This window comes from Shewanella sp. 38A_GOM-205m, from assembly GCF_000518445.1.
Taxonomy (GTDB): Bacteria; Pseudomonadota; Gammaproteobacteria; order Enterobacterales; family Shewanellaceae; genus Shewanella; species Shewanella algae.
The window spans coordinates 188650-215329 of sequence record NZ_JADP01000006.1; the positions used below are offsets into that span (position 1 = coordinate 188650).

22 protein-coding genes are annotated in these 26680 nt (G+C 50.7%); 10 read left to right on the forward strand and 12 right to left on the reverse strand.

Going from position 1 to position 26680, the window contains the following annotated elements; genetic code table 11:
* Window positions 1–76: 76 nt before the first annotated feature.
* From N512_RS0107990 to N512_RS0108010, 5 genes are all read right to left on the reverse strand, one after another.
* The gene (locus N512_RS0107990; protein WP_231473542.1) at window positions 77–901 is read right to left on the reverse strand and encodes a DUF4198 domain-containing protein; all 825 of its coding nucleotides are present in this window, start codon (window positions 899–901) and stop codon (window positions 77–79) included.
* Between the two features lie 3 nt (window positions 902–904).
* On the reverse strand, window positions 905–1438 hold the full coding sequence (locus N512_RS0107995) for a DUF2271 domain-containing protein (RefSeq protein WP_025010275.1): 534 nt from the start codon (window positions 1436–1438) through the stop codon (window positions 905–907).
* 70 nt (window positions 1439–1508) lie between these two features.
* Window positions 1509–2042, reverse strand: a complete 534-nt coding sequence (locus N512_RS0108000) for a PepSY-associated TM helix domain-containing protein (protein WP_371873716.1) — start codon at window positions 2040–2042, stop codon at window positions 1509–1511.
* Window positions 2043–2207: 165 nt separating this feature from the next.
* Window positions 2208–4076: a VRR-NUC domain-containing protein gene (locus N512_RS0108005; protein ID WP_028779976.1), complete on the reverse strand. Its 1869-nt coding sequence runs from the start codon at window positions 4074–4076 to the stop codon at window positions 2208–2210.
* A complete protein-coding gene (locus N512_RS0108010) occupies window positions 4076–5584 on the reverse strand; it encodes an EAL domain-containing protein (protein WP_028779977.1) in 1509 nt (502 codons plus the stop codon). Before N512_RS0108010 ends, N512_RS0108005 begins: the two co-directional genes overlap by 1 nt.
* 276 nt (window positions 5585–5860) lie before the next feature.
* Between N512_RS0108010 and N512_RS22535 the strand changes: the two genes are divergently transcribed.
* Both N512_RS22535 and N512_RS0108020 read left to right on the forward strand, forming a co-directional pair.
* The gene (locus tag N512_RS22535) at window positions 5861–6334 is read left to right on the forward strand and encodes a mechanosensitive ion channel family protein (RefSeq protein ID WP_025887287.1); all 474 of its coding nucleotides are present in this window, start codon (window positions 5861–5863) and stop codon (window positions 6332–6334) included.
* On the forward strand, window positions 6331–6933 hold the full coding sequence (locus N512_RS0108020; RefSeq protein WP_028779978.1) for a class I SAM-dependent methyltransferase: 603 nt from the start codon (window positions 6331–6333) through the stop codon (window positions 6931–6933). Before N512_RS22535 ends, N512_RS0108020 begins: the two co-directional genes overlap by 4 nt.
* On the opposite strand, the gene N512_RS0108025 is transcribed toward N512_RS0108020, so the two are convergent.
* Complete coding sequence (locus N512_RS0108025) at window positions 6921–7199, reverse strand: peptidylprolyl isomerase (protein ID WP_025010268.1); 279 nt, start codon at window positions 7197–7199, stop codon at window positions 6921–6923. The genes N512_RS0108020 and N512_RS0108025 overlap by 13 nt on opposite strands.
* A gap of 364 nt (window positions 7200–7563) precedes the next feature.
* Between N512_RS0108025 and N512_RS0108035 the strand changes: the two genes are divergently transcribed.
* A complete protein-coding gene (locus N512_RS0108035; protein WP_028779979.1) occupies window positions 7564–7983 on the forward strand; it encodes a secondary thiamine-phosphate synthase enzyme YjbQ in 420 nt (139 codons plus the stop codon).
* Window positions 7984–8113: 130 nt separating this feature from the next.
* Here N512_RS0108035 and N512_RS0108040 read toward each other — a convergent pair whose 3' ends face one another.
* The 6 genes from N512_RS0108040 to N512_RS0108075 form a co-directional block, all read right to left on the reverse strand.
* Window positions 8114–9328, reverse strand: coding sequence for an RsmB/NOP family class I SAM-dependent RNA methyltransferase (locus tag N512_RS0108040; RefSeq protein ID WP_028779980.1), 1215 nt, complete (start codon window positions 9326–9328; stop codon window positions 8114–8116).
* A 162-nt stretch (window positions 9329–9490) separates the two neighbouring features.
* Window positions 9491–10648 carry a response regulator gene (locus tag N512_RS23735; RefSeq protein ID WP_051472708.1) on the reverse strand — a complete coding sequence of 386 codons (1158 nt, stop codon included), beginning with the start codon at window positions 10646–10648 and terminating at the stop codon, window positions 9491–9493.
* A gap of 25 nt (window positions 10649–10673) precedes the next feature.
* A complete protein-coding gene (locus tag N512_RS23740; RefSeq protein ID WP_197021440.1) occupies window positions 10674–15335 on the reverse strand; it encodes an ATP-binding protein in 4662 nt (1553 codons plus the stop codon).
* Window positions 15336–16063: 728 nt separating this feature from the next.
* Complete coding sequence (locus N512_RS0108065) at window positions 16064–16981, reverse strand: pseudouridine-5'-phosphate glycosidase (protein WP_028779982.1); 918 nt, start codon at window positions 16979–16981, stop codon at window positions 16064–16066.
* Window positions 16975–18066: a PfkB family carbohydrate kinase gene (locus tag N512_RS0108070; RefSeq protein WP_028779983.1), complete on the reverse strand. Its 1092-nt coding sequence runs from the start codon at window positions 18064–18066 to the stop codon at window positions 16975–16977. The genes N512_RS0108065 and N512_RS0108070 overlap by 7 nt, the downstream gene beginning before the upstream one ends.
* A gap of 648 nt (window positions 18067–18714) precedes the next feature.
* The gene (locus tag N512_RS0108075) at window positions 18715–19413 is read right to left on the reverse strand and encodes a DUF3334 family protein (RefSeq protein ID WP_025010259.1); all 699 of its coding nucleotides are present in this window, start codon (window positions 19411–19413) and stop codon (window positions 18715–18717) included.
* Between the two features lie 316 nt (window positions 19414–19729).
* On the opposite strand from N512_RS0108075, the gene N512_RS0108080 reads away from it, so the two are divergent.
* From N512_RS0108080 to N512_RS0108110, 7 genes are all read left to right on the forward strand, one after another.
* Window positions 19730–21364 (forward strand): methyl-accepting chemotaxis protein, encoded by a 1635-nt coding sequence (locus N512_RS0108080; protein WP_037474479.1) that lies wholly within the window; start codon window positions 19730–19732, stop codon window positions 21362–21364.
* 130 nt (window positions 21365–21494) lie between these two features.
* Window positions 21495–21884: an ACT domain-containing protein gene (locus N512_RS0108085; protein WP_025010258.1), complete on the forward strand. Its 390-nt coding sequence runs from the start codon at window positions 21495–21497 to the stop codon at window positions 21882–21884.
* Between the two features lie 79 nt (window positions 21885–21963).
* Complete coding sequence (locus tag N512_RS0108090) at window positions 21964–22221, forward strand: HPr family phosphocarrier protein (RefSeq protein WP_028779985.1); 258 nt, start codon at window positions 21964–21966, stop codon at window positions 22219–22221.
* 11 nt (window positions 22222–22232) lie between these two features.
* On the forward strand, window positions 22233–23936 hold the full coding sequence (ptsP, locus tag N512_RS0108095; protein ID WP_028779986.1) for a phosphoenolpyruvate--protein phosphotransferase: 1704 nt from the start codon (window positions 22233–22235) through the stop codon (window positions 23934–23936).
* A gap of 121 nt (window positions 23937–24057) precedes the next feature.
* Window positions 24058–24567 carry a PTS glucose transporter subunit IIA gene (crr, locus tag N512_RS0108100; RefSeq protein WP_025010257.1) on the forward strand — a complete coding sequence of 170 codons (510 nt, stop codon included), beginning with the start codon at window positions 24058–24060 and terminating at the stop codon, window positions 24565–24567.
* A gap of 477 nt (window positions 24568–25044) precedes the next feature.
* A complete protein-coding gene (locus tag N512_RS0108105) occupies window positions 25045–25821 on the forward strand; it encodes a nucleotidyltransferase domain-containing protein (protein ID WP_037474480.1) in 777 nt (258 codons plus the stop codon).
* A gap of 158 nt (window positions 25822–25979) precedes the next feature.
* Entirely contained in the window at window positions 25980–26510 is a 531-nt protein-coding gene (locus N512_RS0108110) for a hypothetical protein (protein ID WP_028779988.1), read from the forward strand.
* Window positions 26511–26680 lie beyond the last annotated feature (170 nt).

Consider the following 26680-nt stretch of genomic DNA (forward strand, 5'->3'; position numbering starts at 1 on the left):
TTGGGCTTAACTCCCCATGCTGACAGGCACTCACAAGGTGATAGGCCTTGAAAGTGCCTGCTTCGGACTATTTAGGTTATTGCAGACCGGCCTCGAAAGTGAGGAAAATTTCACTGACTGTCTTATCCGCAAGACGAGTGTCGGCGTTAGGTTGCTCGAATGATGCATGCAACATATAGCGGCCGGCCCTGGGCAGTTCAAAACTCACCTTGCCTTCTTTGTCTGAGGTCAGCGTCAATTCCAGTTTCTGGTTACGGTAAAGCGTGCCTTCTTTCACAATCGCAACTTCCACACCGGCAATCACCTTACCCTGGAAATAGAATTGCAGCTCAGTGGGTTCCTGCTCGACTATGTCAGCCGGATGGGTCAAGGGTTTGAGTTCCAGATATTCCCCTTTTACTTCAAAAGCCTTGTCACTTGGCTTGTTGAGGGTGACATAGGACTCGACTCGTGAGAAATACAGCGCCCCTTCGAGATCGTACGCCCCTTTGGGCATCATCGCCTTGGTGGTTTGCTTGTCAGTACGGCTACGGACGCTGTCTTGCTGGCCCTTGAGCTTATAGCGCGACATATATCTTGGCTGGGTCTCTTTCTCGAATCTGTAGGTGCCGTCTTCGGTCATGCGATAGTCAAACACAGACTTACGGCTGCCGCGGTAGCTTGAGGATGGTCGCTCCTTGGTGCCGGACGGCGTGATGATTTGCACATCTTCAGATCCAAAAGGTTTATCAAACAGGAAGACTTCGTTACTGGCGCTGACATCTGAAGTGATCCACACACCTTTGCCGGGATCGGCAGAGACATTGAACTGGCTGGGCAGTATAAATCTGTCATGGGCCTGCGCCGTTTGTGCCAACAGACAGGCCCCCAGGGCCAACAAGAGTTTGCTTGTTTTCATCATCTTTTACTCCACTAGGTATTGAAGGCTAATCGTGCCGGTTTCTATGGTGGGCGCTATTTCAGCTTTGAAAGGCTTGCCGTCGAGCTGAAATTTGTGTCGTACCAAATCCCGGCCACCGTGCTCACGTACCACCTCCACCAGCAAGGTATATTTACCGTTGGCAACCTGGCCCCCTTGGTCATCTTTGAGGTCCCAGCTGATGGGATACTTGCCCGCAGGCCGTGTTGCCGACGCAATGGCATCGACAAAGTTCATGTCATCCCGCCCGGCCTTGCGCCACCAGCGACGAATGTCTTTCAGCCACTTGTACCCCTCGCCTTCCTGCATAACCCAAAGGCTCAAAGTTCGCACGCTCTGCCCTTTGGCATCTTCCACCCACACGGCTGTGTAAGGCCTGTGGTATTGGCCCGTGGTGATTTCCGGCAGTGTCAGATTAATCTCCAGCGAATCGGCTTGGGCCTGCCCCAGGGTTAAGCTGCTACTCAGTAATACCGCCAAGGACAGAGACAATCTGGTTTTCAAAGGTTTGCCACTCATACATTCTCCATTCACAACACACCAAAGGTAGGGGGTACTAGTTCATGCTTTGCCGTCTGTCACTTTGAACTCAGGGAACAAACAGCAGATAGATAAGGGCACAGGCACTGCTGACACCGGCCATGGCCAGTAAGGATTTTTTCAATCTACGGCTCTGAGGCAACAGCAGGAAAGCACCGGTCAGGGAAAACAGGATGATGAGAATTGAACAAAGATCCAGCAGCCAGACCCACAGGGTGCCACTGTTACGCCCCTTATGCAGATCATTGAGTACTGCGATAAGACCATAATCTATCTGCTCGACATAGGCTTTCCCGTCCAGCAGATCCAGGGTAATGCTCTGATAGCGCCCCGGCCCCTTGTGCACCAGCGCCACTTCATCTTCACTGAACTCGGCACTGTGACCATCCACTCCCCAGTGGCTACTGAGCCAATGCGCAGTGGCTTCGCGCCAATCCGGGTCTTCACTATTCACCGGCAACAAAAATCCCGGCAGGGCTTCTTCCGATGCTAGGCTTTCTCCGCCCTGGCGGATAAACCAATCCGGATGATTGAGAGTGATACCGGTAAAGGCAAAGAACAGCATCAACAGCAGTAGTGCCATGGAAACATAGATATGAACGACGCGGGCGAAATGGAGCGATGACTTGCTGACTCTGAACTTCAATTAAGGTTTCCACATAGCGCAGGCCGCCAGTGGGCTGCCTGTTAATTGACGGTTATTGGCCAATACTAAATAACAATCATTCTTGCCTTAATGCTATTTACCTTATTTACACTGGCCGGCTGTTGCCCAGTCGACATAGCAAACCCGTGCCTCTCCCAAATCACTGAGGAAGTTGAGCCAGTATATTTGATGATCGGCCAGCTTATCGCCCGGGCCTTTGACTTCAAGCCAACTGATGCGCCCTTCGGCGTCAAATAACACAAGATCCGGATGGCCACTGCGGTAATGCTTGAGATCGCCAAGCATACGTTCAAATACCTGAGCGAGCCTGGCGCCGGAAAGTGCCGCCAGCGTCAGTTCCAGCGCCTGTTGCGGCAGGCTTTCCCAGTAAACCCAATCATTTGCCAGTCCTTGCTTTTGCTGAAAATGGCGCCAAATAACAGCGCCGTGCTCCCGAGCGATTTCATCAAGACGCGCCGTGATGGCCTCTTGACGCCGACTAACAAACTCCTCGGTGAACATATCCCGTGGGCTGCGCTGAAATGGATTATCGAATACCGCCTTAACGGGGGCAAAAATAATGTCCCAAAAGGCGAGTCCAAAGAGGCCACAAAGCAAGGCATTCTCGAGAAAAAACGCCCGGTAACCGAGCGCTTCAAAGTGCGCAGCGACACGCATTTCAACTCGTTCACCATTGGGAGTGAGTTGCAGAGCTATCGCTGGCAGCGCACCCAGTCTACCCGGTACATTTTCTTTCAGCGCTTGCAGTCTTAACATCAAAGAATCAAGCGCCAAGGAATCAGGCGCTTCACTATGGCCTGATGGTGAGGCAAACTTGCTGTCTTTGCCATTTGGCAATTTTTTAAGCAGGCGTTTGCCAATACGTTCTATGATTTGCCACTGACTCTCATTACCGGCAAGGTCGCAAAGGTGCAGCAGCGCATGAGTCAGAGCCCGCCACTGAGCCTGTTTTTCCAGGCAGCGGCACAGGCGTTCCCTTGCTAGCCAATGTTCGCACTGCGAATAGACACTGATGGCAAGAGTAGTTTGCCCTTGCCTTTCGGCTTCGCGGCCTATCAGAGTCAGTAGTTTTTGCCGGCGCCGCTCGAGTAAGGGGTTAGCCTCGGGCATCGCTGAAATGGCATTAAGCTGTTCAAGCAGCAATGGAATATCCAGCGGCTGTTTGGCTAGTATCGCCTCTTCTATCTGCTGACTCATATGGCCAAATGCCAACGCGGCGTTAAGCTGCTCTGGGCTGTCATAGGCGCGGTGGGCCTTGTCCAGCACAGTGACTTCAAAGCGCTGCAAGCCCAGATCGCTGAGCACAAACTGGCTCAGATCCTGATAACGGTTGCCAAAATAGAGCAGCAATAGGCCATCGAGAAGCCGCTGGCATTTAAGCTCAATCCATTCTATGCCCAGCTCAGAGTTCAGTTCGCCAATCAATAACTGTGAGTCTTGGGGCCCGAGCGCCAGCAAGGTACGTTTCAGCGTCTCCTTTGAGGCACCATTTATGCTTTTACCTAGATGCTGCGCAATATCGACCAGCCCCCCAAGACTATTCTCGCCCTCCGAGGCTCGACTCTGTTGCAGTTTGAGAAGCGCCCGGCGCAGCTCTGTGAGGGTGACCCCTTTGAGCCAGGTTTCAGTATTTGGCAATGATGAAGTGCTAATGAGCTCCGCTTGCTCAAGCCCCTTTATCGCTGGCTCCAGGCCCCCTATTTCCGGGTAGTTAAGCTTATCGGTGCGAAACCACTCGCCCTTGCGGGACAAGAGACGCACCAGCAACATCCGCGAAGGCTTGGTGCAGGCAAGGTACGCCGCGCGTAACCTGGCAAGCTCGCTTGGCAAAATATCCAGATAGCGGCGGCTACCCTCCAGCAAGAGTTCAAAATTGCTCAGGTAATAATCGCTTGCAAGTTCAAGAGTGGCCGGTTTCACTAAGGTTTTTGCCGCTAAGGTTTCTGCCATTAGGGAGCTTCGCCTGATTTCACGGTTTTCAGTTGTTCAACCGGCATGGGGCGGGCGAAATAGTATCCCTGCAGCAGGAATATACCGCGCTTTTTGAGGTACTCCACCTGCTCCGCCGTCTCCACGCCTTCGACTATCATCTCAAGCTCTGACTCCATACCAAAGGCGATAATGGCATCCAGCACACCACGCTTGAGATCATTGGTGCCTATGGTATCGGTAAACATCTTATCTATCTTGATGCTGTCGATCCCCAAGGCTTGAATATACTTAAAGCCGCCATATCCGGTGCCGAAGTCATCAATTTTAAAGCTGTATCCCCTCTCTGTCAGCCTGGCGATTTCCTGCTTGGCGGCGTCAATGTCGGCAATGGGCAAGCGTTCGGTGATCTCAAATTTAAGTCTGTCCGGCTCCGGCCAATTATGCTGTTGCAGCACACGACTGACATGAGCCTGCTCCAGATGTTCTGCCACCAGGTTGATACTTACCCAAGTGCCGCTCTCAAGCTCCGGCAGTTGTTGCAGTACCTGCTGCAGCAAAGATTCGGTAATGGGAATGATCAGGCCACAGGCTTCGGCATGCTCTACAAAGGCGGCCGGGGGGATAAACTCCTTGCCCTTCTTCCAGCGCACCAGGACTTCATAACCGACAATTTTGCCCTGATTAATATCGACTATGGGTTGATAGAAAGGGATAAACTCCTGCCGGGCAATTCCCCTTTGGAGCATACTCTTGAGCGAACTGTGGTAACTCAGATAAAGCCAATAAGCCCCGGCCAGCAGCACTCCGAGCAAAATGCTCAAGGGTAAACCGTAAACCAAGATCTTTTCTCTGGCGTAATCATCGAGTTTCTTTCCAAACCAGAGTTTTTGCTCCACCTGATGCTGCGTGTCCATCACACTGAGAAAATGCACATGGGATTCTTTGGGTACCGAGGGATTGCCGCGCTCAAATACCAGCCCTTCGGAGCCTGGAGCATGATGCAGAAACTCTATGTAAAAACAATCGCGGCAGGGAAGATTGATAATTTCACGGATCCAACTGCTGTCCAAAATCCAGTAAGCGGTATTGCCATTACTTCTGAAATAAACCAAGAGTTCCTGCTCGGTGTCATGCATGGCACCTGTAGTGGTTAGGCCAAAGCCCTGCCCTATGGGGGTGTCACTGGGAAGATCCGGCAATAGTAAATCCGAGCCAAGCGAACTGCAGCCCATGCCGGTTTTGGTTTTTATCCCCATCACCCGAAAATAGCGATTATAGTTTTCAGGTGCCCGCAATAATTTTGCGTCTTGCGGGCCACAATCAAAATGAAACTCAGGTACTTGATGGAGAATAATGTCATTGATGGAACGCTGTCTCTGGCTAAGATACTCTTCCATGAGTTTGAACTGATTTTTGACTATTACTGAGGTCACTGGCCTTAGCAATAACTCCGATGACAACAGCAAGAGAACTATAGGTAACAGCAACAGCAGCAAAACCCGTTTGTTCTCGGATACAGCCTTCATGATTATCGTCCTTGTAGAATGTCACTTCCCTTATACCCAGCCAGAGCGCCAGATACAATGACACAGGCAGCAAATACCCTATTCTACGGCAAAACCTTTTGCAGCCTGAGTAGGCAAAAACGGCCTTGGGCAATTTAGGTAAGCCACTGAAATTTATTGATTGACTCTTGTCTCTATCTCAACCTTTGGTTAACTTGGGCGCCTTTGAGTTTGGCATGCCTTTGTGCGCCAAGCCGAACATTTCAGCGACTAAGACTTTATTATTCGGAGCAGAAAATGAATGAAAATGTCATTCAGGCAATCCTGGTGTTTGCCGCATTTGTGGTAGTCAGCCTGATTATCGACCGTTTCCTGAAACAAGTGGCCGCCCGCTTTGACTCGGCGGCCAGCGAATCGTTTCGCTTGATCTCCAACTCCCAGCGCGTGGTACTGATATTTATTGGTGCCGTCTTGGCTTTATCCAAGTTGGGCTTTGATGTTGGCGCCTTGGTTGCCGGACTCGGGCTCACCGGCTTTGCTCTGGGTTTTGCCCTCAAAGACGCCATATCCAACCTGATTGCCGGCATTATGATAGTGCTCTATAAACCAATAAAGCTGGGCAATAAAATCGATATTACCGGCTCCAAGGGGACAGTGGTGGATCTCAACCTGCGTTATATCACGGTAAAGGATGAAGGCGTGACACATCTGGTGCCCAACTCTTTGTTCCTCAACAATAAAGTTTCCATTATTGATGAGGATAAGCAATGACGGTGCAGCTTTGGGATAAGGTTGCCAACCAGGTCAATTTCAATCTGGAAATCGATGTGCAGCGCTTCTGCCAGTTGGTGAAACCCGATGCCAGAATACTGGACTTTGGATGCGGTTATGGCCGGATAACCAAGCAGCTGAAACAGTTAGGCTATCCTGAGGTGCTGGGGGTCGATCCCTCAGCCGCCATGATAAAGCGCGGCCTCAGTCTGTACCCGGACATCGATTTAATTCAGCTGCCACAACTTCCATTGCCTTTTGCCGATGAAACATTCGATGTGGTGCTGAGCTGCGCCGTTTTAACCTGCATGCCATCTGAAATGGCGCAAAAAGCCGCCATATTGGAGCTTAAACGCGTGCTTAAGCCTGGAGGCTTGTTCCACCTGAGTGAGTTTTGCGCCCCCATGACGAAACGTTTCACCTCAGGGCTGGGTACTCCTATGTGTTACCACACGCCCATGCAGTTGCAGGAGCTGCTGGAAGACTTTGTCGACCTGGAGGATGAAGTCACGGCCTGTAGAACTTTGGCCGGCGATCCGGCTCAATGCTATCGAGCCTTTGCCAGAAAACCGCAGCAGGCTTTAGCTCAATTACGATAAATAGTCTGGATCAGATGAAAACCAAACTGGGTTTTGACCGGGCCATGCACTTCGAGCACCGGCTTTTTGAACACCACTTGATCGAACGCCTTGACCATCTGCCCAGGGCCAAACTCCCCGAGATCGCCGCCGCGTTTTTTTGAAGGACACTGAGAGTATTGTTTCGCCAGCTTGCCAAAATCTTCCCCTTTGGCGATACGGGCCTTGAGTTTTTCCGCCTCTTCACGGGTTTTAACCAAAATGTGTCTGGCGCAAGCTCTGGCCATGGGGTGTTTCTCCTGGGTCTATAGGGGTAAATTCGCGGCCGGTATTTTAGCAAACAATCTGTGTTTTATCTGCAATCACTCTCTCTAATCCCCCTCATTCATCACTCTCACTAATGAGATGGTCATGGCGGCGATGCAGGCTTTATCATCAAACTTGATAATTGAATCGCCCACTATCTCTTCAGCTAATGATGGGCTGTCCGCTGGGTAAGTACCGCCTTGCATCTTGGGGAGCCCCCATAAAGACGATAGAATGTTTCGCCGGGCGCTCACCTAAAAATCAGAGGCCCGGCTTTTAAATTCGCGGTGATTTAATGGCAAGCTTTCAGATGGCGGCCAGTCTCACCCACATTAAGGAATATCTATGTGGCATCAGCAACAACTGACCTTAAACGCCAAGCGGCGCGGTTTTCATTTAATAAGCGATGATATTGCCAAGGCTCTTGATGATATGCCTTACGTCAGTTGCGGCCTGTTGCACCTGCAACTACTGCACACCTCTGCCTCGCTGACGCTCAACGAAAACGCCGATCCCACAGTGCGGCAGGATTTTGAGGCCTGGTTCAATCGCGCAGTGGCCGAAGATACCCCTTACTTTCGCCACACCTATGAGGGCGCCGATGATATGCCGGCCCATATTAAATCCAGCCTGCTGGGCACCAGTTTGCTGCTGCCTGTCAGCGCCGGACAGCTGGCACTGGGCACATGGCAAGGGATCTATCTTGGCGAGCACAGAGACAATGGCGGTCGGCGCCGCCTGCTGTTGACCCTGCAGGGGGAATAAAGCGGCAATACTTGGCAAACCGGTAAGAGTGAGCGGCACTGTTTTTGTTGAGATGCTTTTGTTGAGATGCTTTTTGAAGCGGGTGTGAAACCGCCTGTTTAAGTCAATATGACTCAAACAGGCCTGATTGTTACTCGGCTATCCGCTCAAGCCTTGCCAGATAGAAGCCATCGAAACCGGTTTTGGCCGGGCTGATGGTTTCCTCATCGAGTAAGCGGAAATGGCTTTGCTGCTTCAGAAAACGCGCTACCTGCTGCTCGTTTTCCTGCGGCATGATCGAGCAAGTGGCGTAAACCAGGATCCCGCCCACCTTCACCATGCGGCTGTAACTGCCGAGAATATGCTCCTGCAGTTCCATCAGCACCGGCAAGCGCTCAGGGGTATCACGCCATTTGGTGTCCGGGTTGCGTTTCAGCACCCCAAGCCCTGAGCAAGGCACATCCAAAAGTACCCTGTCGGCACTGAGTTTCAAACGTTTGATGGTCTTGCTGGATGCAATAAGCCGGGTTTCCACATTGTGGGCGCCGGCGCGGCGAGCCCGCTGTTTGAGGTTATCCAGCTTCCACTGCTCAACATCCATCGCCAGCAGTCGTCCCTTGCCCTGCATTTTGGCGGCCAGGTGCAGCGTCTTGCCGCCGGCACCGGCGCAGGCATCAATGACCCGCATCCCTGGTTCAACCCCAAGAGCTTCGGCGACATGTTGCGAGCCGGCATCCTGCTGCTCGAACCAGCCCGACTTGAAGCATTCGGTGCGAAACAGCGCTGAATCTGAAATCACTTCAAGAGCGCTGGCAACCTCGGGGACTTCACAAGTCTCGACCCCTTCCTTGGCAAGACGAGCCTTGAGTTCTTCCCGGCTGCACTTAAGCAAATTGGTGCGTAGATAACGTTTGGGGGCCTGAGTCAAGGCATGGCGCTCGGCCGGCCAGTTATCGCCCAGTTGTTCACTCCCTAGCGCTTCGAGCCACTGTGGGCAACCATCGAGCAGCGCAGGCATAGCCTGGGCCTCAGCCATCCGCTGCTCAAGCAGCTCACTGTCCATCTGCAGCGCGTAGCGCATTTTCGGCAGCTCAAGGCCATTGGCCATATGCCAGGCGTTGATGAGTCTCGTGCCTTCACGCTCAATTTGATCCGCTGCAACATCGGCCAGAAAGCTGTAATAACTTAAACGGCGCAAAATATCACCGGTGACCAGAGCAATTCTGGCTTGCTCCCAAGGCTTGAGGCGCTCAGGTGCAAACTGCTTTGAGTAGGCGCGATCCAGCGGCGCACCTTGGGTCAGTACCTGATTGAGAATCGCAATGACCAGCTCACTGGCGTGTTCGCTAAGCGGGGAGTTAAGCATATTTGGGCCTCGGGATGGAAAACCGCTGGATCATAGGAGTTCGCCCCCAGCTCTGCAAGGGGCTTGAGTGGCTTTGGCGGGATTAATCGGTTTTTAACTGAAAGTTTGCTGTATTTGCGCACCGTCTGTAGCGCTCCCCTAGGGCGAGGTAAAAAAGCCAGCTCAATTAAGCACGCTGCGAATTTTCTTCAGCAAGGTGTCGGCATTGGTGGGTTTGATAATGTAATCCTCTGCGCCCAACAATAGGGAGTTTTGGAAATGATCCACATCGGCATAGCTGGTGAGCATGATCAGCGGGATTTCCTGCAGCATGGGGGTTTTCTTGCAGACTTTGAGGGTTTCAATGCCGTCAAGTATCGGCATGTCTATGTCCAATAAGATGAGATCCGGCTTGAGGATCTTGGCCTTTAACAGCACTTCTACCCCATTGGTGGCCCTCTCAGCCCGATAACCATGCTGTTCCAGGATAGTAACTATGATTTTCAACACCACATCCTGATCGTCGGCCACCACTATGGTAGCCTTCTTGCCGCTGTCTTTTTTCTCCAATGCCGCCTTTTGCTGCAGCATCTGGTTTGAGAGCTCGTTGAACAATGACTCGCTCTTTTCCTTGAGGCGATTGAGTTGCGGGTTGATGGAGTAACGTTTCAGCTCCTCAATAAACTTGTTGATCTCTTCATCCGGCAGCGAGTGAAATACCCGCCTGAAAGCCTGCATGAAAGCACTTTCAGAGATGGAACTGAGTATTCCGTCAACATCTTGCATTATGCTGGTGATCAGCGACGACTGTTGCTTGCTGGCCACTTTGACTGACTCGTTGAGTCCTTCCAGGCAATCGGCAGTGTTTTGCAGCTCATACTGCATATCCAGATCCTGTTGATCGAAACGCTTGAGCTCGGATTTAAGCGCTATGATCTCAAGCAACTTGTATAAGGTGAGGATGATTTTATTATTGTCATAGATGGGCCGAATGGTGTCGTAACTGTCAAAAGCTTCGCGGCGACACAGTTCAAACGCCTGAGCCCGACAACTTTTTTCACACAACAACATACTCGCCTGTGGCACTGTTCTCAGGGCATTGAAGTGTTCATTGCCCTGAAGAAAACGCTTCAGACTCTCGGCATGGGCCACATCCTGAAAACAATAGACCAATAGCATTCGGGTATGTTTCTCTTTTGAAAGGCTCGCCAGTTCCTTGTTCTCCACCCGGATATCCACTCTGAGAACCCGCTCGAAGTAGACATTGACTATGGCTTCCACGGGCTCGACCAGATCCTGATCATCAAAAAACAGTATCAGGCTAGTTACGCTGTCTCTCATCCTTGTTCTCCCGACATACAGGCATTCAGGCCTGGGTAGCTTGTGATTGCGGCATGGCCCGCTTGACCAACGCCGCCTCGTGCTCAATCTGCTGGCGATATTGTGTTGAAGATGTCAGTTGCCCTTCGGCGGCCTGTTGCTCCAACTCGGCAAACAGTTTGCCAAGACGCACTGCGCCGGATGAGTTGGCGGCGCCCTTGAGCGCGTGAGCCCGGCGTTTCAGCTCCTGGGCTTCCAGGCTATCCAGCGCCTCAAACAGCGGCGGCAGTTCCCGCTCAAGTGAAGTAAGAAAGTACTGCACTATGGATTGGATTATCTCGTCATCCTCTGTCCCCAAGATCTCAGCTAACTTGTTGAGATCCAAAGGCGCCTCGGCATGAGCCGAGGGAGACTCGCCGATCATTTCATTCTGGCGGAACTGATTTTGGCCATGCCAGGCCAATAGTTTGCTTTTGAGGGACTTGAATTCCACCGGCTTGGCCAGGTAATCATCCATGCCAGCCGACAGGCAATTTTGCAGTTCGCCGGACATGGCATCTGCAGTGACGGCGATGATCAGGGTATGAGGCAAGTCCTGCTCTTGTTCAAGGCGGCGAATTTCGGCTGTCAGTTCAAAGCCGTCCATTCCAGGCATATGGCAATCGGTAAGCAGCACACTAAAGCCGCCACTCTGCCACATCTTCAGTGCTTCGAGGCCATCTTCTGCCAATTCAAAACGGCAACCCAGCTTCTTCAACTGTAATGAGATCACTTCTCTGTTGGTCTGGTGATCTTCGGCCACCAAGATGGTAAAACCGGCGTCGGTCGCAATATCTGTCTCTGAGACGCTACGGCCAATCCGCGTGGTTTCACCGGGAGCAAACATTTGCCATAACGCTGGATTCTGCCCGCTCAGCATCGCCAGAGCCGCAAGCACAGCCGTGGGTTTGAGGGGATGACAAGAAAGCATACAGACCCGCATATCCGCTTCAACCTTAGAGGTAATCGAGTCTTCATCGAGTAATAACAAGGCACATGGCAGCCCCTTTTCCCCCCGATTGCGATACTGTTTGTAAGCTTGGTAACTGTCGCTGATAAGCAGCTCGGATTCTGCCAAGCAGGCTTGTTCAAATAGGCTGCCTTCCAGTTGCCCGGAATCGAGGCACTGATACTCCAGTTCGAGTTGTTCAACAAGATGCAACACGGCCACCAGATGTTGTTTGTTGTCGATACAGATAAGCAGTTTGATATTAAGCTCGCTGTAGCGCTGCAGCTCGGTTTCCCGGTATTCATCGGCCGCTTCACAGGGAAGACGGAGCCTGAAGGTACTGCCGGCATCCGGTTGGCTTTCCACCTCTATTTTGCCGCCCATCAAATCGACAAAAGACTTGGTGATACTGAGCCCAAGTCCCGTTCCGCCATATTTACGGGTGGTTGAAGAATCTGCTTGGGTAAAGGGCTCAAATAATTGTCTGAGCTGGGCCTTGGTCATTCCAACCCCATTGTCTATCACCTCGAGGATCATCTCACTGTGGTTGTCATGGCTTTGACGACACTCAGTTCGCAACATAACCAGTCCCTGGCGGCGATTGCTGTGGGTAAACTTGATGGCGTTGCCCACCAAATTGAGCACTATCTGGCGGATCCGCACAGGATCCAGGCGGATAAACGCCGGAAGATTCAGGTCCGGCAGAATATTGAGAAACACGTTCTTGCTGGCGGCATTGAACCAGAGCACTTCTATGGTCTTCTCCAGAATAGACAGCAAGGAGACAGATTCTATCTCCAGTTCCATCTTGCCGGCTTCTATCTTGGAGAAGTCGAGAATGTCGTTGATGATCTCCAGCAGCGAGAAAGCCGAATCCCGGATGGTGCCTATCATCCGCTGCTGCTCGGCACTGAGACCGGTATCGCGCAGCAAATCTATCATGCCCACGACACCATTCATGGGAGTGCGGATCTCATGGCTCATCACCGCCAGAAAGCGGGACTTGGCCTGGCTCGCCTGATTGGCTTCGGCGCTCTCTCTCGCCAGTGACTGCTGCAGCGCTTTTTCATCGCTAATGTCCTGATTAATACCGAAGAGTTTCACCGCCACACCGTTGCGACGTATGGTGTCACCGGCAGCCTTAACCCAATGGGTCGCCCCGGTGCGCTGATTGATAACCCGAAACTCGGCCCGAAACGGCACCTTGTGATTGATGCAGGCGTTGACATTCGCCTCGGCGTCGGCGATATCTTCGGGATGTACCCGGGCACGCCAATCTCTGAAGGTCAGTTTCTCTGAATTCAGGCCATAGATGCTGCGCATCCTGTTATCCCAGATAAGCTCTCCGGACTCTATGTCCCAGGACCAGTTACCTATTCCACCTGCCTCGGAAGCTAGATCCCGCCCCTTAAGCAACTCCTCCCTTTGTTGCTTGGCCTCCATCAAACCGATTTCAAACTGCTTGCGCTGACTGATATCCTCAAACGCCATTAAAAAATATCTGGGCTGCTCGTGGCTGTCGCGGATGAGGCACACGGAAACATTCAACCAAAGGACACTGTCATCAAGGCGCAAATAGCGTTTTTCATCGCCGTGAAACTTAAGTTCATTGTTGAGCATTTTTTCACTGAAGCGCAGCCATCCATCAAACTGCTTGAGATTGAGCGACACTTCGGGATCCATACGCGCTATCTGCTCACGGTCACAGCCTGAGATGTCACAGAACTTGTCGTTGACCTCAAGCCACTCGCCACTCATACCTATGCGGGCAAAACCCACTGAAGCCTGCAAAAAGGCCGCCCTATAACCCAGCTCCTGTGCCTGCAAGGTGCGATGCTCTGGCCGCTGGATTAACGGACTGGGCCAGAGCCAGTAGAGCTTTGGCGTCAGGCCATGGCTGGCACGCCATTGCAGATGAAACTCCAGTAAGCGGCCATCTTGATGCTTGAGGATCAAAAGCTGTGGCAAATGTTGTCCTGGAGTCCAAAACGGAGAGATAGAGCCAAAGCCCAGTTGCAGCAATTCCTCAGGGCTATAGCCCAGTAGCCCGGCAAGCGCCTGGCTCACCTCAAGAATATGATGGTCGTCTTTGAGTAACAGGAAAAGCCCTGAGTAAGGCTCTATATTATTGCCGGTATCCACGCCATTGATGCCTGGGATATTGTCGACGAAGCAACCACTGTCCGAGTCCAATGGCACCCTTGGCGCCAAGGCACCCGTAACTGTTATCGCTTCAAGTTCCAATAGGCGAAATCGCACTTCCCCAGCGTCATTCTTAATGGGATAACTGCAAACCCTGGTAAAACGGCCATGGCTCCCCGGCATTCGTACCACAGTCGCGCCCCGACTCCATTTTGGCAGCGACATAAAACCGCCGGGGCTGTCGGCCCTGTCGAGAACAGCAGCCATCGTGAGCCTGGTTTCCGCAGAGTCAAAATCACAGATTTCTGCCAGGTTTTTACTGGCATAAATAATGGTACCCGCATCGTCCAGTTCCGTAATAACAAGCGTTCTTGGCAATTGTTCAAGACTGGATTGCCATAATTGCAACTGTTGATTTTGCCGCTCAATCACCATCCAATGCTGCAAACGATTACCCAGATATTCACGAAGTTCGCTAATTTCGCAGCGCATGCCTGACAATGAAACAGCGACAAGATTGAAGCTTTCCATTCCCTGTTCGCGCCCAAGGGCAGTCAGTGTTCTTGCCAGCTTTTCCAGCGGTCTCACAAGGTCGATATAAAGCCAGACAAGGGCGAGCAATAATAGTGTTGTCAGCAGCGCGGCGGGCAAAAGCACTGGATTGGCACTAGGAGGCGGCGTGGCAACAATACTCAGTTGCCAGTCCTGACCATGAAGACCCGCAGCATTGACCGCACGGCTTAACTGCAAGGTTTTTAGCGTTTCATACCCTCTGGCCGGTTGGTCGCCTGCTTCCTCGCCCACCTGAGCAAGCCTCTTCCCTTGAGCGTCCGTAAGCATCACTTCAACCCGGGTAAAACCGGCTGTTTGTAAACGCATGGCTGTAGTATCCAGCAGGGACTCGAAAACTTTGTAATCCAGCGTCGCCAGCCAGTAATAGTTACCGGCTTCCTTGGCTGCTGGAGCATTGCCTTCCTGCTCTTTGAGTCGCAAGCCATCGCCTGAAATCCGGGCAAGGAAGGATACTTGTCTGCCCAATACCGTGTCCTGAGCCAGCAGTGCCACCTGAGGCAGTAACGACAACACAGGTTCGGCCTGTGGCTGCAGTTCGCGCTGAAGTTGCCTCAGGACTGGAGGGGCATTTTCATGTTCCTGGCCGGTTTGCCTATTGGCGGAAGCAAAAATGGGAGTTGAAAGCGCTTGGGATGACAATGCGTATCCCTGGTTATCTATGCTGGTACGGGCAAATATTTGCCCTTGTTCCGACAGGAGCACCAAACGGGTAAAGGCCGGTGTTAGCAGCAGTTGTTCGTCGAGATATTGGGGCAGCTTTTTCTCTTCAGCTTCTGGATGGTTTAAGTAACTCGATAACTGCACAGCCTGGCTTTGGGCAGTTAAGGCGGCGCGCCCCAACAATAATTCAAGTTCCAATTCAGTGGCAGAGGTTTGCTGCTTGAGCTGTTGAAACTGATTGGAATGATGGCGTTCCTGCTGCCCATTTTGGTAGAGGATTAAAATTACGGCCATAGCCAAACAAGCCAGCAGCGCGGCCAGCAGTTGCCGTTTGAACAGACTCACGCCCATCTCCCGCTGTTCCTGGAAATAGGTAATAACCAATAAGCCTGGTACAAATACAAAACCCGGCAGAAACTACTGAGCGGATCATCCTTGAAGTCAGCCATAGCCATCCCTTGGGCATTGAGCCAGAAGCAGAACATCCCCTTTTGCTTTGAATAGCCCTCACTATTGCCGCTATTGCAAAGTCTTGAAGGTAAAATGACCTTAAAGACTATGGCGTGCGACAACTGCAAGCTATTTAGGATAAGCATAGACAATGGATTGAAAAAAAGCGGGAAACTCTTGCCCTATGAGGAGATGGCGATTGAGCTGGCTTTGAATTATATGGATAGTCTAAGGGCCGGGACAATTGCAGAGTAGAAGGGGATAGCCAAGGAAAGAAGCACAACTGAAATGGTTTGGAACCAGCATACCTGAGTCAGCCTGAGGCTTTCGTTACCTAGCATTTCAAACAATTGGATCAAATTATTTGATCTAAAAATGCTCACTATCCACATGTTTTTAAATGTTAAAACCGCAAATCTCACACAGATAACTGATTTTTTATTGAAATTGATTCACATCAGTTTAGCGCTGTTTGATGACTGAATTTGAACGTAACCCGAAGACAAGGGAAGATACTCAGCCTGGACGTCACGCTATACCATAGCTCCCGTGCCTGAGTTCCAAAAAGAAACCCGACGAGTGTCGGGTTTCTTGAGATAGCTTAATGGTTCAAAAACAGCTGATTAGCGGGCCACGTACTCGCGGGCAATCTCAGCCGCCAACTTGGCATTGTTGTAAACCAGCTCTATGTTGGCGGTCAGGCTGTGACCTTCGGTAATTTCGGCAACTTTGGCCAACAGGAACGGCGTTGAAGCCTTACCGCCTATGCCTTTCTCATCCATTTCAGCCACTGCGCTGGCGATGGCGCCATCGATCAGTGCTTTATCCAAAGCATGCTCGTGAGGAATTGGGTTGGCAATCACCATACCGCCCTTGAGCCCCATGTCCCACTTGGCTTTCATGGCGGCAGCCACTTCTACCGGCTGCTCCAAGCGATAGTCGACACCGAAGTCACTCTCGCGGGTATAGAAAGCTGGCAGTTTATCAGTTTGAAAACCAACGACAGGCACGCCTTGCGTTTCCAGATATTCACGGGTCAGGCCCAGATCCAGAATAGACTTGGCACCGGCGCAAACCACGGCCACATCTGTGTTGGCCAGTTCCTGCAAATCGGCAGAGATATCGAAAGTTTGCTGAGCGCCGCGGTGTACACCGCCGATACCACCAGTAGCAAACACCTTAATACCGGCCATTGCGGCCAGGATCATGGTAGAAGCTACTGTGGTGGCACCGTCTGCACCTTTGGCAACAATAAAGGGAATGTCGCGGCGACTGGTTTTGATAACGGCTTCACCGGCCTTGCCTAGGTAATTGATCTCTTCCTGGCTCATGCCCACTTTGAGGCGGCCCTTGAGAATGGCTATGGTTGCGGGTACAGCGCCATTATCACGGATGATCTGCTCCACCTTGAGCGCTGTCTCAACGTTCTGCGGATACGGCATACCATGGGAAATAATGGTCGATTCCAGCGCGACCACCGGCTTGCCTTGTTCCAGGGCTGCTTGAACTTCAGGATGAATATCCAGATACTGCTTCAGCATAACGACTCCTTGATAATACGGTTTACAGAGATTTCAGACATATTGGGGTTGATAGTTGCGATATGAGACAGCGCCAACCGGGCCGCGGCCATCGCAAATTCTGTGGTTTCCAGCAATGGCCACTGCTTGAGCCAACCGTGAGCCAATCCGGCCAGGAAGGCATCTCCGGCGCCATTGGCGTTGACCATTTCCACCTGCTTGGCGCTCACCATCTGGGACTCTCCGCCATCGCTGACAAATACACCTTCACTGCCCATACTGAGGAAGATCCGCTTGACGCCCTGGTCATGGAACCAGTTAGCGATGGCGTTTAAGTCTTCTTTGCTGCGCATTTCGATGCCGGAGAGGTGCTCGGCTTCTTTGAGGTTGGGTTTGAGGGTGTGGATGGCGTTGAGGTAAGGCTTGATTTTCATCGCCTTGACACAGGAAACCGTGTCAATAAATACCGGAACTTGAGGGAAGTTGCTCAGCAGATAGGATAAGGCGGCTTCGGAAAGGTTGGTATCCAACACCAGAAGTTCAGCGCGGCGCAGCATATCTTCCAGCCCCTTGAGCACTTCGGGGCCCAATCTTTCCAAAATGGCCATGTCGTTGATGGCTACATGCATATCGGCGTCGCCATCCAGTACCGAAAGATAGGTGGAGGTCACCGCGTCTTCGAACTGCAAACTGTTGCCCATATCGACTCCGGCCTGACGACACTGGGCGGTGATCATTTCACCATAGGCGTCTTTGCCCACCGCCGTCACCAGTCGGGTATCTGAACCCAGACGAGCCAGGTTTTCGGCGATGTTGCGCCCAACACCGCCGGGTGAGCAACTGACGCTGCCGGGATTGGAATCCCCTACCCTGAGCTTGGAAGCCGGCCGGCCAAGAATATCCATATTGGCGCCGCCTATCACGACCGCAAAGGGATTCTCCGCCAAGATATACCCCTTGCCACGGATCACGCCTTTGTGAGTCAAGTTCATGATATGACCTGCGACTGCAGAGCGGGTTATGCCCAGCTGATCAGCAAGTTTTTGCTGCGGTATCAAAGGGTCAGCTTTAATAAGGGCCAGAATTTCGAGTTCACGTTCTGTCATTGGCGCTTTCCTGTGCAAACATTTGTTCTTGTGACAAACTTTTGTTTGCACAATAAACACTATGTCCGAGGCTGGCAAGCGGAATTTAACCCCTAATTACAACTTCGTGATCTACTCAGCAATTTTTAACAAGTCGAAGTTTTTATAAAAAATCCATCAATTCATACAGATACACTAAATCAACCTAGACATGTCCTGTCATAAAAACAATAAAAGTGGTTGAAGTTAACCGCGGCAAGTTTGAGTGCAACATCTGTTGTATTGTCGTAAACGGCAGGACTCAGTGTTGCTGAATAGCAGCCCTGCTTGTGGCCACGTCTGTGCTAGTGATTGCAACGTCACCCACAAAGACAGGCTACTCCGCTATCTGCCTGATGGCTTAAATGACAAGAAGTTAATAAGAAGTTCAAATGATAAGTCACTCAAATGAATATCTAGCTCGAATGATAAGTAACTCAAAGGATTGAGTAGCTATAGGAACAGATTAATAGAGAAATACTGACCTGGAAAGCGAGAATGAAAGCGCCCTTGACTGAGCGCCTTATGGGGTTTGGAGAGCAGTCGTTATTGCACTGTTCAAAAGCAGGGCCGCGGACAAGCTAACGCTGTCCGCTGACAAAAGGTTTGATAACATCACGCCTGGAAATGTCAGATGCCCAACTCTTTGAACAGATCGTCAGTGTCATCATCGGCATTGGCGGCCTTAACCCAAGGCGATTCCGGCGCTTTGCCCTGCGCCTGTTGATTGCCGTGGCGGGCCAACAACAAATCCGGATCAAACTCTTCATCGGTTTCAAACTCGGCCAGGCGGATAAACTCTGTCTTGTCCATGGCAAACTCAAGATAGAAGATATGGTTGTTTTCTGTCTTGAACGACACCCGGCGGGCTATAGGATCATCCAGGTTGGCGTCGATAGAGATGGTCAGCTCCTTGTTGATGGTCAACATCTTTGGCTGGCTCTGACTGATGGACGTTTGCAGCTCCTTGGACACCTTACCGATAAAGTCCCCCAGCATCTGATTCATCAATTCGCCCATCACATTGCCCACCTCGTCTGAGGTATGAGAGAAAGCCAACTCCTCCTCCGGCATGCCCATATGCAGCATGTAGCGGCGATAGATTTCCAACGCGGCAGCCGCTGAAAAATTGATCACCACCAGGCCTGAGAAGCCACCATCAAAAATAGAGAAACACCCAACGTCCGGCTTGAGTCGGGTACGGGTTATCTTTTGCACTATACCTGCATGGGACAGAGTGCTGGCGGTGGTAGCCGACAAGACATGGGTCACAGAGTGACAGAGTTTCAGCAAAATATCGTCCGAGCTAATGACTTGAGGTGTATTCATGAAGAGAGACCAATAATAGACATAAGGTTAATTCTGAGCCGATTTTGTTTAAAAATCAAAGTGAAAACAACAAATTAGCCCTTTACCTATGACATGTGTGATCCAACACATCTTAAGCTTTTGATATTAGAGCCGATATCCAGAATGCAGCCTCGAAGGCATGAGGTCTGTTTTCCCCTCTGTTGGCAAGATTTAACGCGAACAATGAGCGCGATCAACAAAGCAATACACACAAGGTAAAAAGGTTTCACTTGGTTTTTCCATCGCGTTATAGTCGCTGCCAACTACCTAATAAGAAATAACAAAGGAGTACAAAATGGCATTACTCAGGAAGCTCACCATTCTTCAGCGCCTTATCCTTATGTTGGTTCTGGCCGCGATAGGCACCCTGTGTTTCGCCAGTTTTTCCATCAAAGAACAGTATGACAATCTGATAACCCAGAAATGGCTGCAAAATGATGCCCAGTTGAACACGGCCCTGTCTGTAGTTGCCGCACATCGCACTCAGGCACAGGCGGGTAAACTGACTCTCGAAGAGGCGCAACAGGAGTCGGCCGCCTTGATCGGTCAGATGCGTTATGGCCGTGAAGGCTACTTCATTCTGCTGTCGGATCAGGGCAAGATCATCGCCCACGGCGCCGAGCCTTCGCTGGTGGGTCAAGCCATTGCCGGTTATCGCATCAAAGACGGCAGCAATCCGCTGGCCCAACTACAACAACAAGCCAAGGCCAATGGCACAGGCAAACTCAGCTATGAGATCCGCAACCCGGCCAGTGGCAATAGCGAAGAAAAGCTCACCGAATCCAGATATGACAAAGATTGGGGCTGGACCCTGCTCACCGGCACATATATCAGCGATGTCAACGCCACCATGAAGTCAGTCTCAATCGATTATCTGATCATTATGATGTTGATTTCAGCGCCGATTTTCATCTTCTTCCTGGTGCTCAATCAATCCATTACCGCACCACTCAAGACCGCCATCGCCGCAATGGAGGATATTGCCCAAGGTGAAGGCGACCTCAGTAAAAGGCTCGAGGGTCAAGGCCGTGATGAAGTGGCTGCACTCGCCCGTGCCTTTAACAGTTTTGTAGAGAAGATAGGTAGAACCGTCAGCGAACTGCAGCCACTTGGTGCATCGCTGGGCGAGGACGCCGAGCACCTGACAGTCGCAGTCAAGGAGTCCAACCACAGCGCCGATAACATCCACAGAGAAACCGCCAGCGTGGCTACCGCCGTGAATCAGATGCTGGCAACCACACAGGAGATGGCCAACAATACCCAGCAGGCTGCCGATGCCGCTTCCAGCGTCAAACAACAAGCCCTCAGCGGTAAAGAGACCATGGATGCAACACTGGCAAACTGCCAAGAGCTGGTGCGCGAACTGCAGGCTGCAGAAAATCTTACCGAAACCCTGGGTCAGGCTTCAGGCAGAATTGGCGGCATTCTCGACGTTATCCGCACCATTGCCGAACAAACCAACCTTTTGGCACTCAACGCCGCCATCGAAGCCGCCCGCGCAGGTACTCACGGCCGCGGCTTTGCGGTAGTGGCCGATGAAGTGCGCGCCCTTGCCAACCGGACTCAGGACTCCACCAACGAAATACACAAGCTGATCAGTGAAATTCAATCCGGTGTCAGCGCCGTTATGGAGAGTAACAGCCAAACACAGAGCCAATCCTCCGAGCTGCAAAAACAGGCCGAAGCGGCAGGCTCTGCCATGGATCAAATCCTTTCCCTGGTCGCGCAGATAAGCGATATGAATACCCAACTCGCCAGCGCTACCGAAGAGCAATCTTTGGTAACCGAAGAGATCAATCGCAATGTCAGCACCATTTCTGAGCTGACTCAAGTTTCAGTGCAAGCCAATGCCAGCAACCAAAGCGCAGCAATGTCGCTTGAGCAGATCAGCCAGAACATGCGCCGCACTCTGGGGCAATTCAAGATCTAACATCTCGAGGGGCAGAACGTATTCTGCCCCTTTCTTATTGTGATAAGCTAATACGGAGTTTGCCGTACTCGGCAGGTGATTCCGCAGCGGCGCCCATTAGGTCGCCCGGGCGAGAAAAGAGGTATTGGCTTTGCGCATGACATTGGCGGTCTATCCGCAGCTATTCACTATCCACAGTTTCAGCTCAGATACTCAGGTTCCGGCCGAGGTACTGAGCCAGCCGCTGTTTTTTATCGCCAAAACCCGCGAGGAACTCTCGGTTGTCGTCGATTGTAAACTGGAGCTCGATAGCCTGGAGCAGGAAGAAGACTGGCGTTGTCTTGAGCTTTTAGGGCCGCTCGGCTTTTCCATGACGGGTATCATGGCCAGAGTCTCGGCGACTCTCGCCGATGCCCATGTGAGCATTTTTACTGTTTCAACCTTCGATACCGACTATATACTGCTGAAGAAAGATAAGTTGGATACCGCCATTCGCGCCCTCAGAAAGCAGCAATATCAGGTTATTGAATATGGCAATTGACGGCTTGGTCGCCGGAGTATTGCAAAACGTCAGCCGTTACCGGATATTATTCAGTTAATTACATGAGTCAAAGAAGTCTATGTACGAAAAAACCGTCACTATTACCGCCAAACACGGGATCCATACCCGCCCTGCCGCACTGCTGGTAAAAGAGGCGAAACAGTACGATTGTGATGTGATGGTTGAGTGCCAGGGCAAACAAGCCAGTGCCAAGAGTCTGTTCAAGTTGCAGACACTGGGGCTCTATCAAGGCGTGTCTGTCAGAGTATTTGCCGAAGGTGAACAGGCTCGCGAAGCCGTTGAACGGGTGTCGGAACTGTTGATCACCTTAAGTTGAGAGGAACACAGATGCGCCTCGCCGGAATTGCTGTCTCATCGGGTATCGCCTTCGGAGAAGCGGTAGTCTACAACCCCTTTGACAACAGCATGGACTACCGCCTGCTGCCACTTGCCAAAATCCCTCAAGAGCTGAATAAGCTCACCCAGGCGTTGCAGCGCTTGTGCCAGCAGTTACAAACCAGCCTGGATAAACTGACCGAAGATTCAGACAACTTCCAATTGGTGGAAGCCGATCTGCTGCTACTGGAAGATGCCGAACTTATTCAACAAATTCGCGAGTCCATCAGTGGGCTGCAGTTTTCAGCCACAGCGGCGGTAGAGCGGGTCTTTGCCCACCAGGCCAGTGAACTTGAAGCGTTGGAAGACCCTTACCTTGCAAACCGGGCCCAGGACGTACGCTGCCTCGGCAGACGACTTATCAGCAGTATCAACGGCGCCGATGCCGATGGCCTGGATAAACTCAAACATGACTCCATCTTGTTGGCCCAGGATCTGACACCGGCGGAATTTGCCCTGCTGCCCCTTGAACATATCAAAGGCATCATACTGAAGACCGGTGGCCTCACCAGCCACACGGCTATCCTGGCCCGTGCCGCCGGCATCCCCGCCCTGCTTTCCTGCAACTATCAAACAGGCAATATCAATGCCGGCGATCCGCTCATTCTGGATGCCAACCAAGGTGCCTTATTTGTTCGCCCGGAGCAAACCGAAGTAACAGAGCTTAAGCAGAGATTTGAGCGCGAGCAGGCAAGACGCAGCGCACTGGAGCAATACCGGGACAGGCAGACCCAGACCCAGGACGGCAAACGTATCAGCCTAATGGCCAACGTGGGTAACCTCAATGAGATCTCCCGTCTGCCCCAGGTCGGCGCGGAAGGAATAGGCCTGTTTCGTACCGAATTCATGCTGATGGATGTCAGTTGCATTCCAGATGAAAAGGCTCAGTACAACCTTTATTGCGATGCCCTGCAGCTGCTCAACGGCCAGCCCTTCACCATACGCACTCTGGATATAGGTGCAGACAAGGAACTGCCTTGCCTGGATCAGGCAATAGAAGACAATCCTGCGCTTGGCATGCGCGGCGTGCGCTACACCCTTAAACATCCTGAAATTCTGCAGACACAACTACGGGCCGTATTGCGCGCCGCCAATCATGGTCCGGTTCGGTTGATGCTGCCCATGGTTAATCAGGTTGAAGAGTTGGACGCCGTACTGGATATGCTGGAGCACTGCAAACAGCAGCTCAGCGAGGCCGAGAAAGGCTATGGAGAAATCACCCTTGGCATAGTGGTGGAAACCCCTGCCGCGGTTATGAACCTGCCAACGCTGCTGCCAAAGCTGGACTTTATCAGCATAGGTACCAATGACTTGACGCAATATGCCATGGCGGCGGACAGGACCAACCCTGAATTAACCCGGGATTATCCCTCATTTTCACCGGCGATCCTCAGGCTGATTGCCATGACAATAGCAGACGCCAAAGCGGCCAACATCAGGGTGTCTTTGTGCGGAGAGCTGGCAGGTGATCCGCGCATTGCGCCAATACTGATGGGCATGGGGCTGGACGAGTTGTCGGTCAACCCCGGCTCTGTGCTGGAAGTCAAAGCGGCGCTGTGCGAGGGTAACTTCAGTCAATTTGCAGACCAGGCCAAAAAAGCACTCGCCTGCACTCGATTGTCTGAATTGACATCCTTGATCTCCCTCTGTCATTAAGGCTGTTAATTCAGTATGCTAAGCAAAAATCCCCTTCCCCAACCTGAACGTTGTCGAGGGACTGTTTAACCGGAAACCAGAAGTCATCCGGAAACCAAAAACAAAAAGGACAAAACAACCCATGGGATTTTTAAGCCGGATCCGCCGCATGGTATCGGGGCAGCCCAACATAGAAGGCGGCATAAAAGTTTATGCCCCTATCAGTGGCGATATTGTTGCCATTGAAAAAGTCCCGGATGTGGTCTTCGCCGAAAAGATTGTCGGCGATGGCATCGCCATAGAGCCCAAAGGCCAGTTTATGCTGGCGCCGATTGACGGCACTATAGGCAAAATTTTTGAGACCAACCATGCTTTCAGCATAGAGTCGCCCCAAGGGTTGGAGCTGTTTGTTCACTTTGGCGTTGGTACCATAGAACTTAGAGGAAAAGGCTTCAAACGCCTGGCCCAGGAAGGCCAGGACGTTAAAGCCGGCGAACCTATACTGGAGTTTGACCTCGATTTTCTCAAAGATCAGGTCAACAGCCTGCTCACCCCTGTGGTGCTGGCTAATATGGAAGACGTTAAGTATCTGGAAAAACGCCAGGGTAGCGTCAGCGCCGGCAAAGATGTGATATTTACAGTTCAGGTTTAGATGGCTGGCAAACGGATAACGCTCAAGTGCATTATTTGTCCGAGTGCATTTGAGCTTCTCCAAGGCCACAAAAGCGCATCTGCCCCTTCCAGTACTGATAACCAAGTCTGCAAGCCATGGTAGAGCACCCATGAGACTTATTCGAACCAATCCTGAAGGCTCAACATTGCATCATCTTTCCGCTTATCTCACCTTTTAGTGATTGATTAACCCGAAAATGCTATTTATTGTCTATAAAACTCAGTATGTTAGACATAACAAATTCAAAGGTGGACGCTTGAGCTGATGCTGTTTTGAATTGCTTAAGAAGTTTTGCATCCGAACGTTAGCCATGTTGGTACGTAGCCTTTCCTGTGACAAAACGTGTTAAATAGTGGATTCATACAAGGGGCTGGACGCGCTTTTTATACCTCTTCGTTGCCGATTTAGACATAGCACTTTTCTCCAGACTATATGAGCATTGACATAGAAAATACCATGATTGACAAAACTGTTAGAGAAGAAATCCTTTCCAGGATAAAAAGGGCTGAAAAAGAACACGGGGTTCGGGTACTTTACGCCATTGAATCTGGTAGTCGAGCTTGGGGATTCGAGTCCCCCAACAGTGATTATGATGTGCGTTTCATATACGTCCATCCTAAAGATTGGTACCTAGCTGTTGACTTGGAAGATAAGAGAGATGTTATTGAATATCCCATTGTCGATGAAATTGATATCAATGGCTGGGATCTAAGAAAGGCATTGAAACTTTTTTCTAAATCTAATCCAGCATTTGTGGAGTGGCTGCAATCCCCCATCGTATATATCGAACGAGGTGCATTTGCTCAAGAAGCTCGAGCACTGCTTTCAAAGGTCTATTCTATTGATAAGGGGATATACCATTACCGGAGCATGGCTAAGGCGAATTACCGAGGTTATCTCCGTGATGAAATGGTGCCAATTAAAAAGTACTTCTATGTATTGAGGCCATTGCTTTCGATTATGTGGCTGGAAAGGTACCAAAATCCGGCGCCTATTGAATTTGAAAAACTTCGACAAATAGTCAGTGACAGAACTGAGTTAAATAGCCAGATATCACACTTACTTGAAAGAAAGAAGAGAAGTTTAGAGAAGGAGTTCGCACCACCTATACCAGAGATAAATGAATTTATTGAACTTGAGCTGAAACGATTGGAGTCTTTCTCAAATAGTACAGAAAAAGGTGAACAGACCATGGGTGAACTGAATGCATTATTCCATAAAGTACTGAGTTGACTAGTCAATTTCAGCTATCGAGTGAATTGCAGCCTGTCTCCCCCATATTAGAATCCCATATACCGTAAATTTGCGGGCTCACCTGCAAACTCAGTACAATGGCCAGTACAAAACTTGGCCACCAACTATCTGTAAAATTGGCAGTTTAGGACTTGAACATGACACCAATCAGTGAAGAATACTATTTTTTATCAAATAACTATTCAAAGGTGAACTTCGTTGTCAATATGGAAGATGATCGAGAGTTTAGCTTGTTGATGGACAAGGAAATATCAACATCTACCCCAGTGAACTTTGAATGCATTAGTTTAAAGAGTTTTGAAAGCATTGCGGCTCCATTTGATGTATCTGTCAATACAGAGATATTATTTGACTTGGACTTTCTTTCCACTTTATCTGGGTTGGAACTATATCAGACCTCTCTCATTCCCGCTAAAATTATTAACAAAGACTATATATACCTTCACTGTTACAACATCATAAATATAGAAGAAGAATGTATAGGCTTCGATTTTAGCAAGTTATCCAATATACCGTTAGAGAAAAGGTTAGCCTTTAAACCTTCTTTGGGCGCTATTGTTGTTTTCTTTCACAAATCAATAATAGATAAGCTTAATAGCGTTAAGGAAATGCAATACGTTAAACATAAGAAAGCTTCCGATTGGTCTATAGAATGGGAAATGTCCTGATTCGTAGCGAGTTTACAACTGGCGATATAACGCATCTGGTTTACCATTGACCCAAAACTGATTGAATTTAAAGCAAAATTTAAAAGAATAAGTTGTATAGATACGTTCCTTATCTGAAGGGTTCTCACCCTAAACTGCCCGCTTCAAGTGGTGCTTCCACGACAGCCTAA

Excerpts from the sequence above, each read along its gene's own strand:
- N512_RS0107990 (WP_231473542.1), bottom strand. The coding sequence starts at position 901 with ATGATGAAAACAAGCAAACTCTTGTTGGCCCTGGGGGCCTGTCTGTTG.
- N512_RS0107995 (WP_025010275.1), bottom strand. The coding sequence starts at position 1,438 with ATGAGTGGCAAACCTTTGAAAACCAGATTGTCTCTGTCCTTGGCGGTA.
- N512_RS0108000 (WP_371873716.1), bottom strand. The coding sequence starts at position 2,042 with ATGGCACTACTGCTGTTGATGCTGTTCTTTGCCTTTACCGGTATCACT.
- N512_RS0108005 (WP_028779976.1), bottom strand. The coding sequence starts at position 4,076 with ATGGCAGAAACCTTAGCGGCAAAAACCTTAGTGAAACCGGCCACTCTT.
- N512_RS0108010 (WP_028779977.1), bottom strand. The coding sequence starts at position 5,584 with ATGAAGGCTGTATCCGAGAACAAACGGGTTTTGCTGCTGTTGCTGTTA.
- N512_RS22535 (WP_025887287.1), top strand. The coding sequence starts at position 5,861 with ATGAATGAAAATGTCATTCAGGCAATCCTGGTGTTTGCCGCATTTGTG.
- N512_RS0108020 (WP_028779978.1), top strand. The coding sequence starts at position 6,331 with ATGACGGTGCAGCTTTGGGATAAGGTTGCCAACCAGGTCAATTTCAAT.
- N512_RS0108025 (WP_025010268.1), bottom strand. The coding sequence starts at position 7,199 with ATGGCCAGAGCTTGCGCCAGACACATTTTGGTTAAAACCCGTGAAGAG.
- N512_RS0108035 (WP_028779979.1), top strand. The coding sequence starts at position 7,564 with ATGTGGCATCAGCAACAACTGACCTTAAACGCCAAGCGGCGCGGTTTT.
- N512_RS0108040 (WP_028779980.1), bottom strand. The coding sequence starts at position 9,328 with ATGCTTAACTCCCCGCTTAGCGAACACGCCAGTGAGCTGGTCATTGCG.
- N512_RS23735 (WP_051472708.1), bottom strand. The coding sequence starts at position 10,648 with ATGAGAGACAGCGTAACTAGCCTGATACTGTTTTTTGATGATCAGGAT.
- N512_RS0108065 (WP_028779982.1), bottom strand. The coding sequence starts at position 16,981 with ATGCTGAAGCAGTATCTGGATATTCATCCTGAAGTTCAAGCAGCCCTG.
- N512_RS0108070 (WP_028779983.1), bottom strand. The coding sequence starts at position 18,066 with ATGACAGAACGTGAACTCGAAATTCTGGCCCTTATTAAAGCTGACCCT.
- N512_RS0108075 (WP_025010259.1), bottom strand. The coding sequence starts at position 19,413 with ATGAATACACCTCAAGTCATTAGCTCGGACGATATTTTGCTGAAACTC.
- N512_RS0108080 (WP_037474479.1), top strand. The coding sequence starts at position 19,730 with ATGGCATTACTCAGGAAGCTCACCATTCTTCAGCGCCTTATCCTTATG.
- N512_RS0108090 (WP_028779985.1), top strand. The coding sequence starts at position 21,964 with ATGTACGAAAAAACCGTCACTATTACCGCCAAACACGGGATCCATACC.
- ptsP (WP_028779986.1), top strand. The coding sequence starts at position 22,233 with ATGCGCCTCGCCGGAATTGCTGTCTCATCGGGTATCGCCTTCGGAGAA.
- crr (WP_025010257.1), top strand. The coding sequence starts at position 24,058 with ATGGGATTTTTAAGCCGGATCCGCCGCATGGTATCGGGGCAGCCCAAC.
- N512_RS0108105 (WP_037474480.1), top strand. The coding sequence starts at position 25,045 with ATGATTGACAAAACTGTTAGAGAAGAAATCCTTTCCAGGATAAAAAGG.
- N512_RS0108110 (WP_028779988.1), top strand. The coding sequence starts at position 25,980 with ATGACACCAATCAGTGAAGAATACTATTTTTTATCAAATAACTATTCA.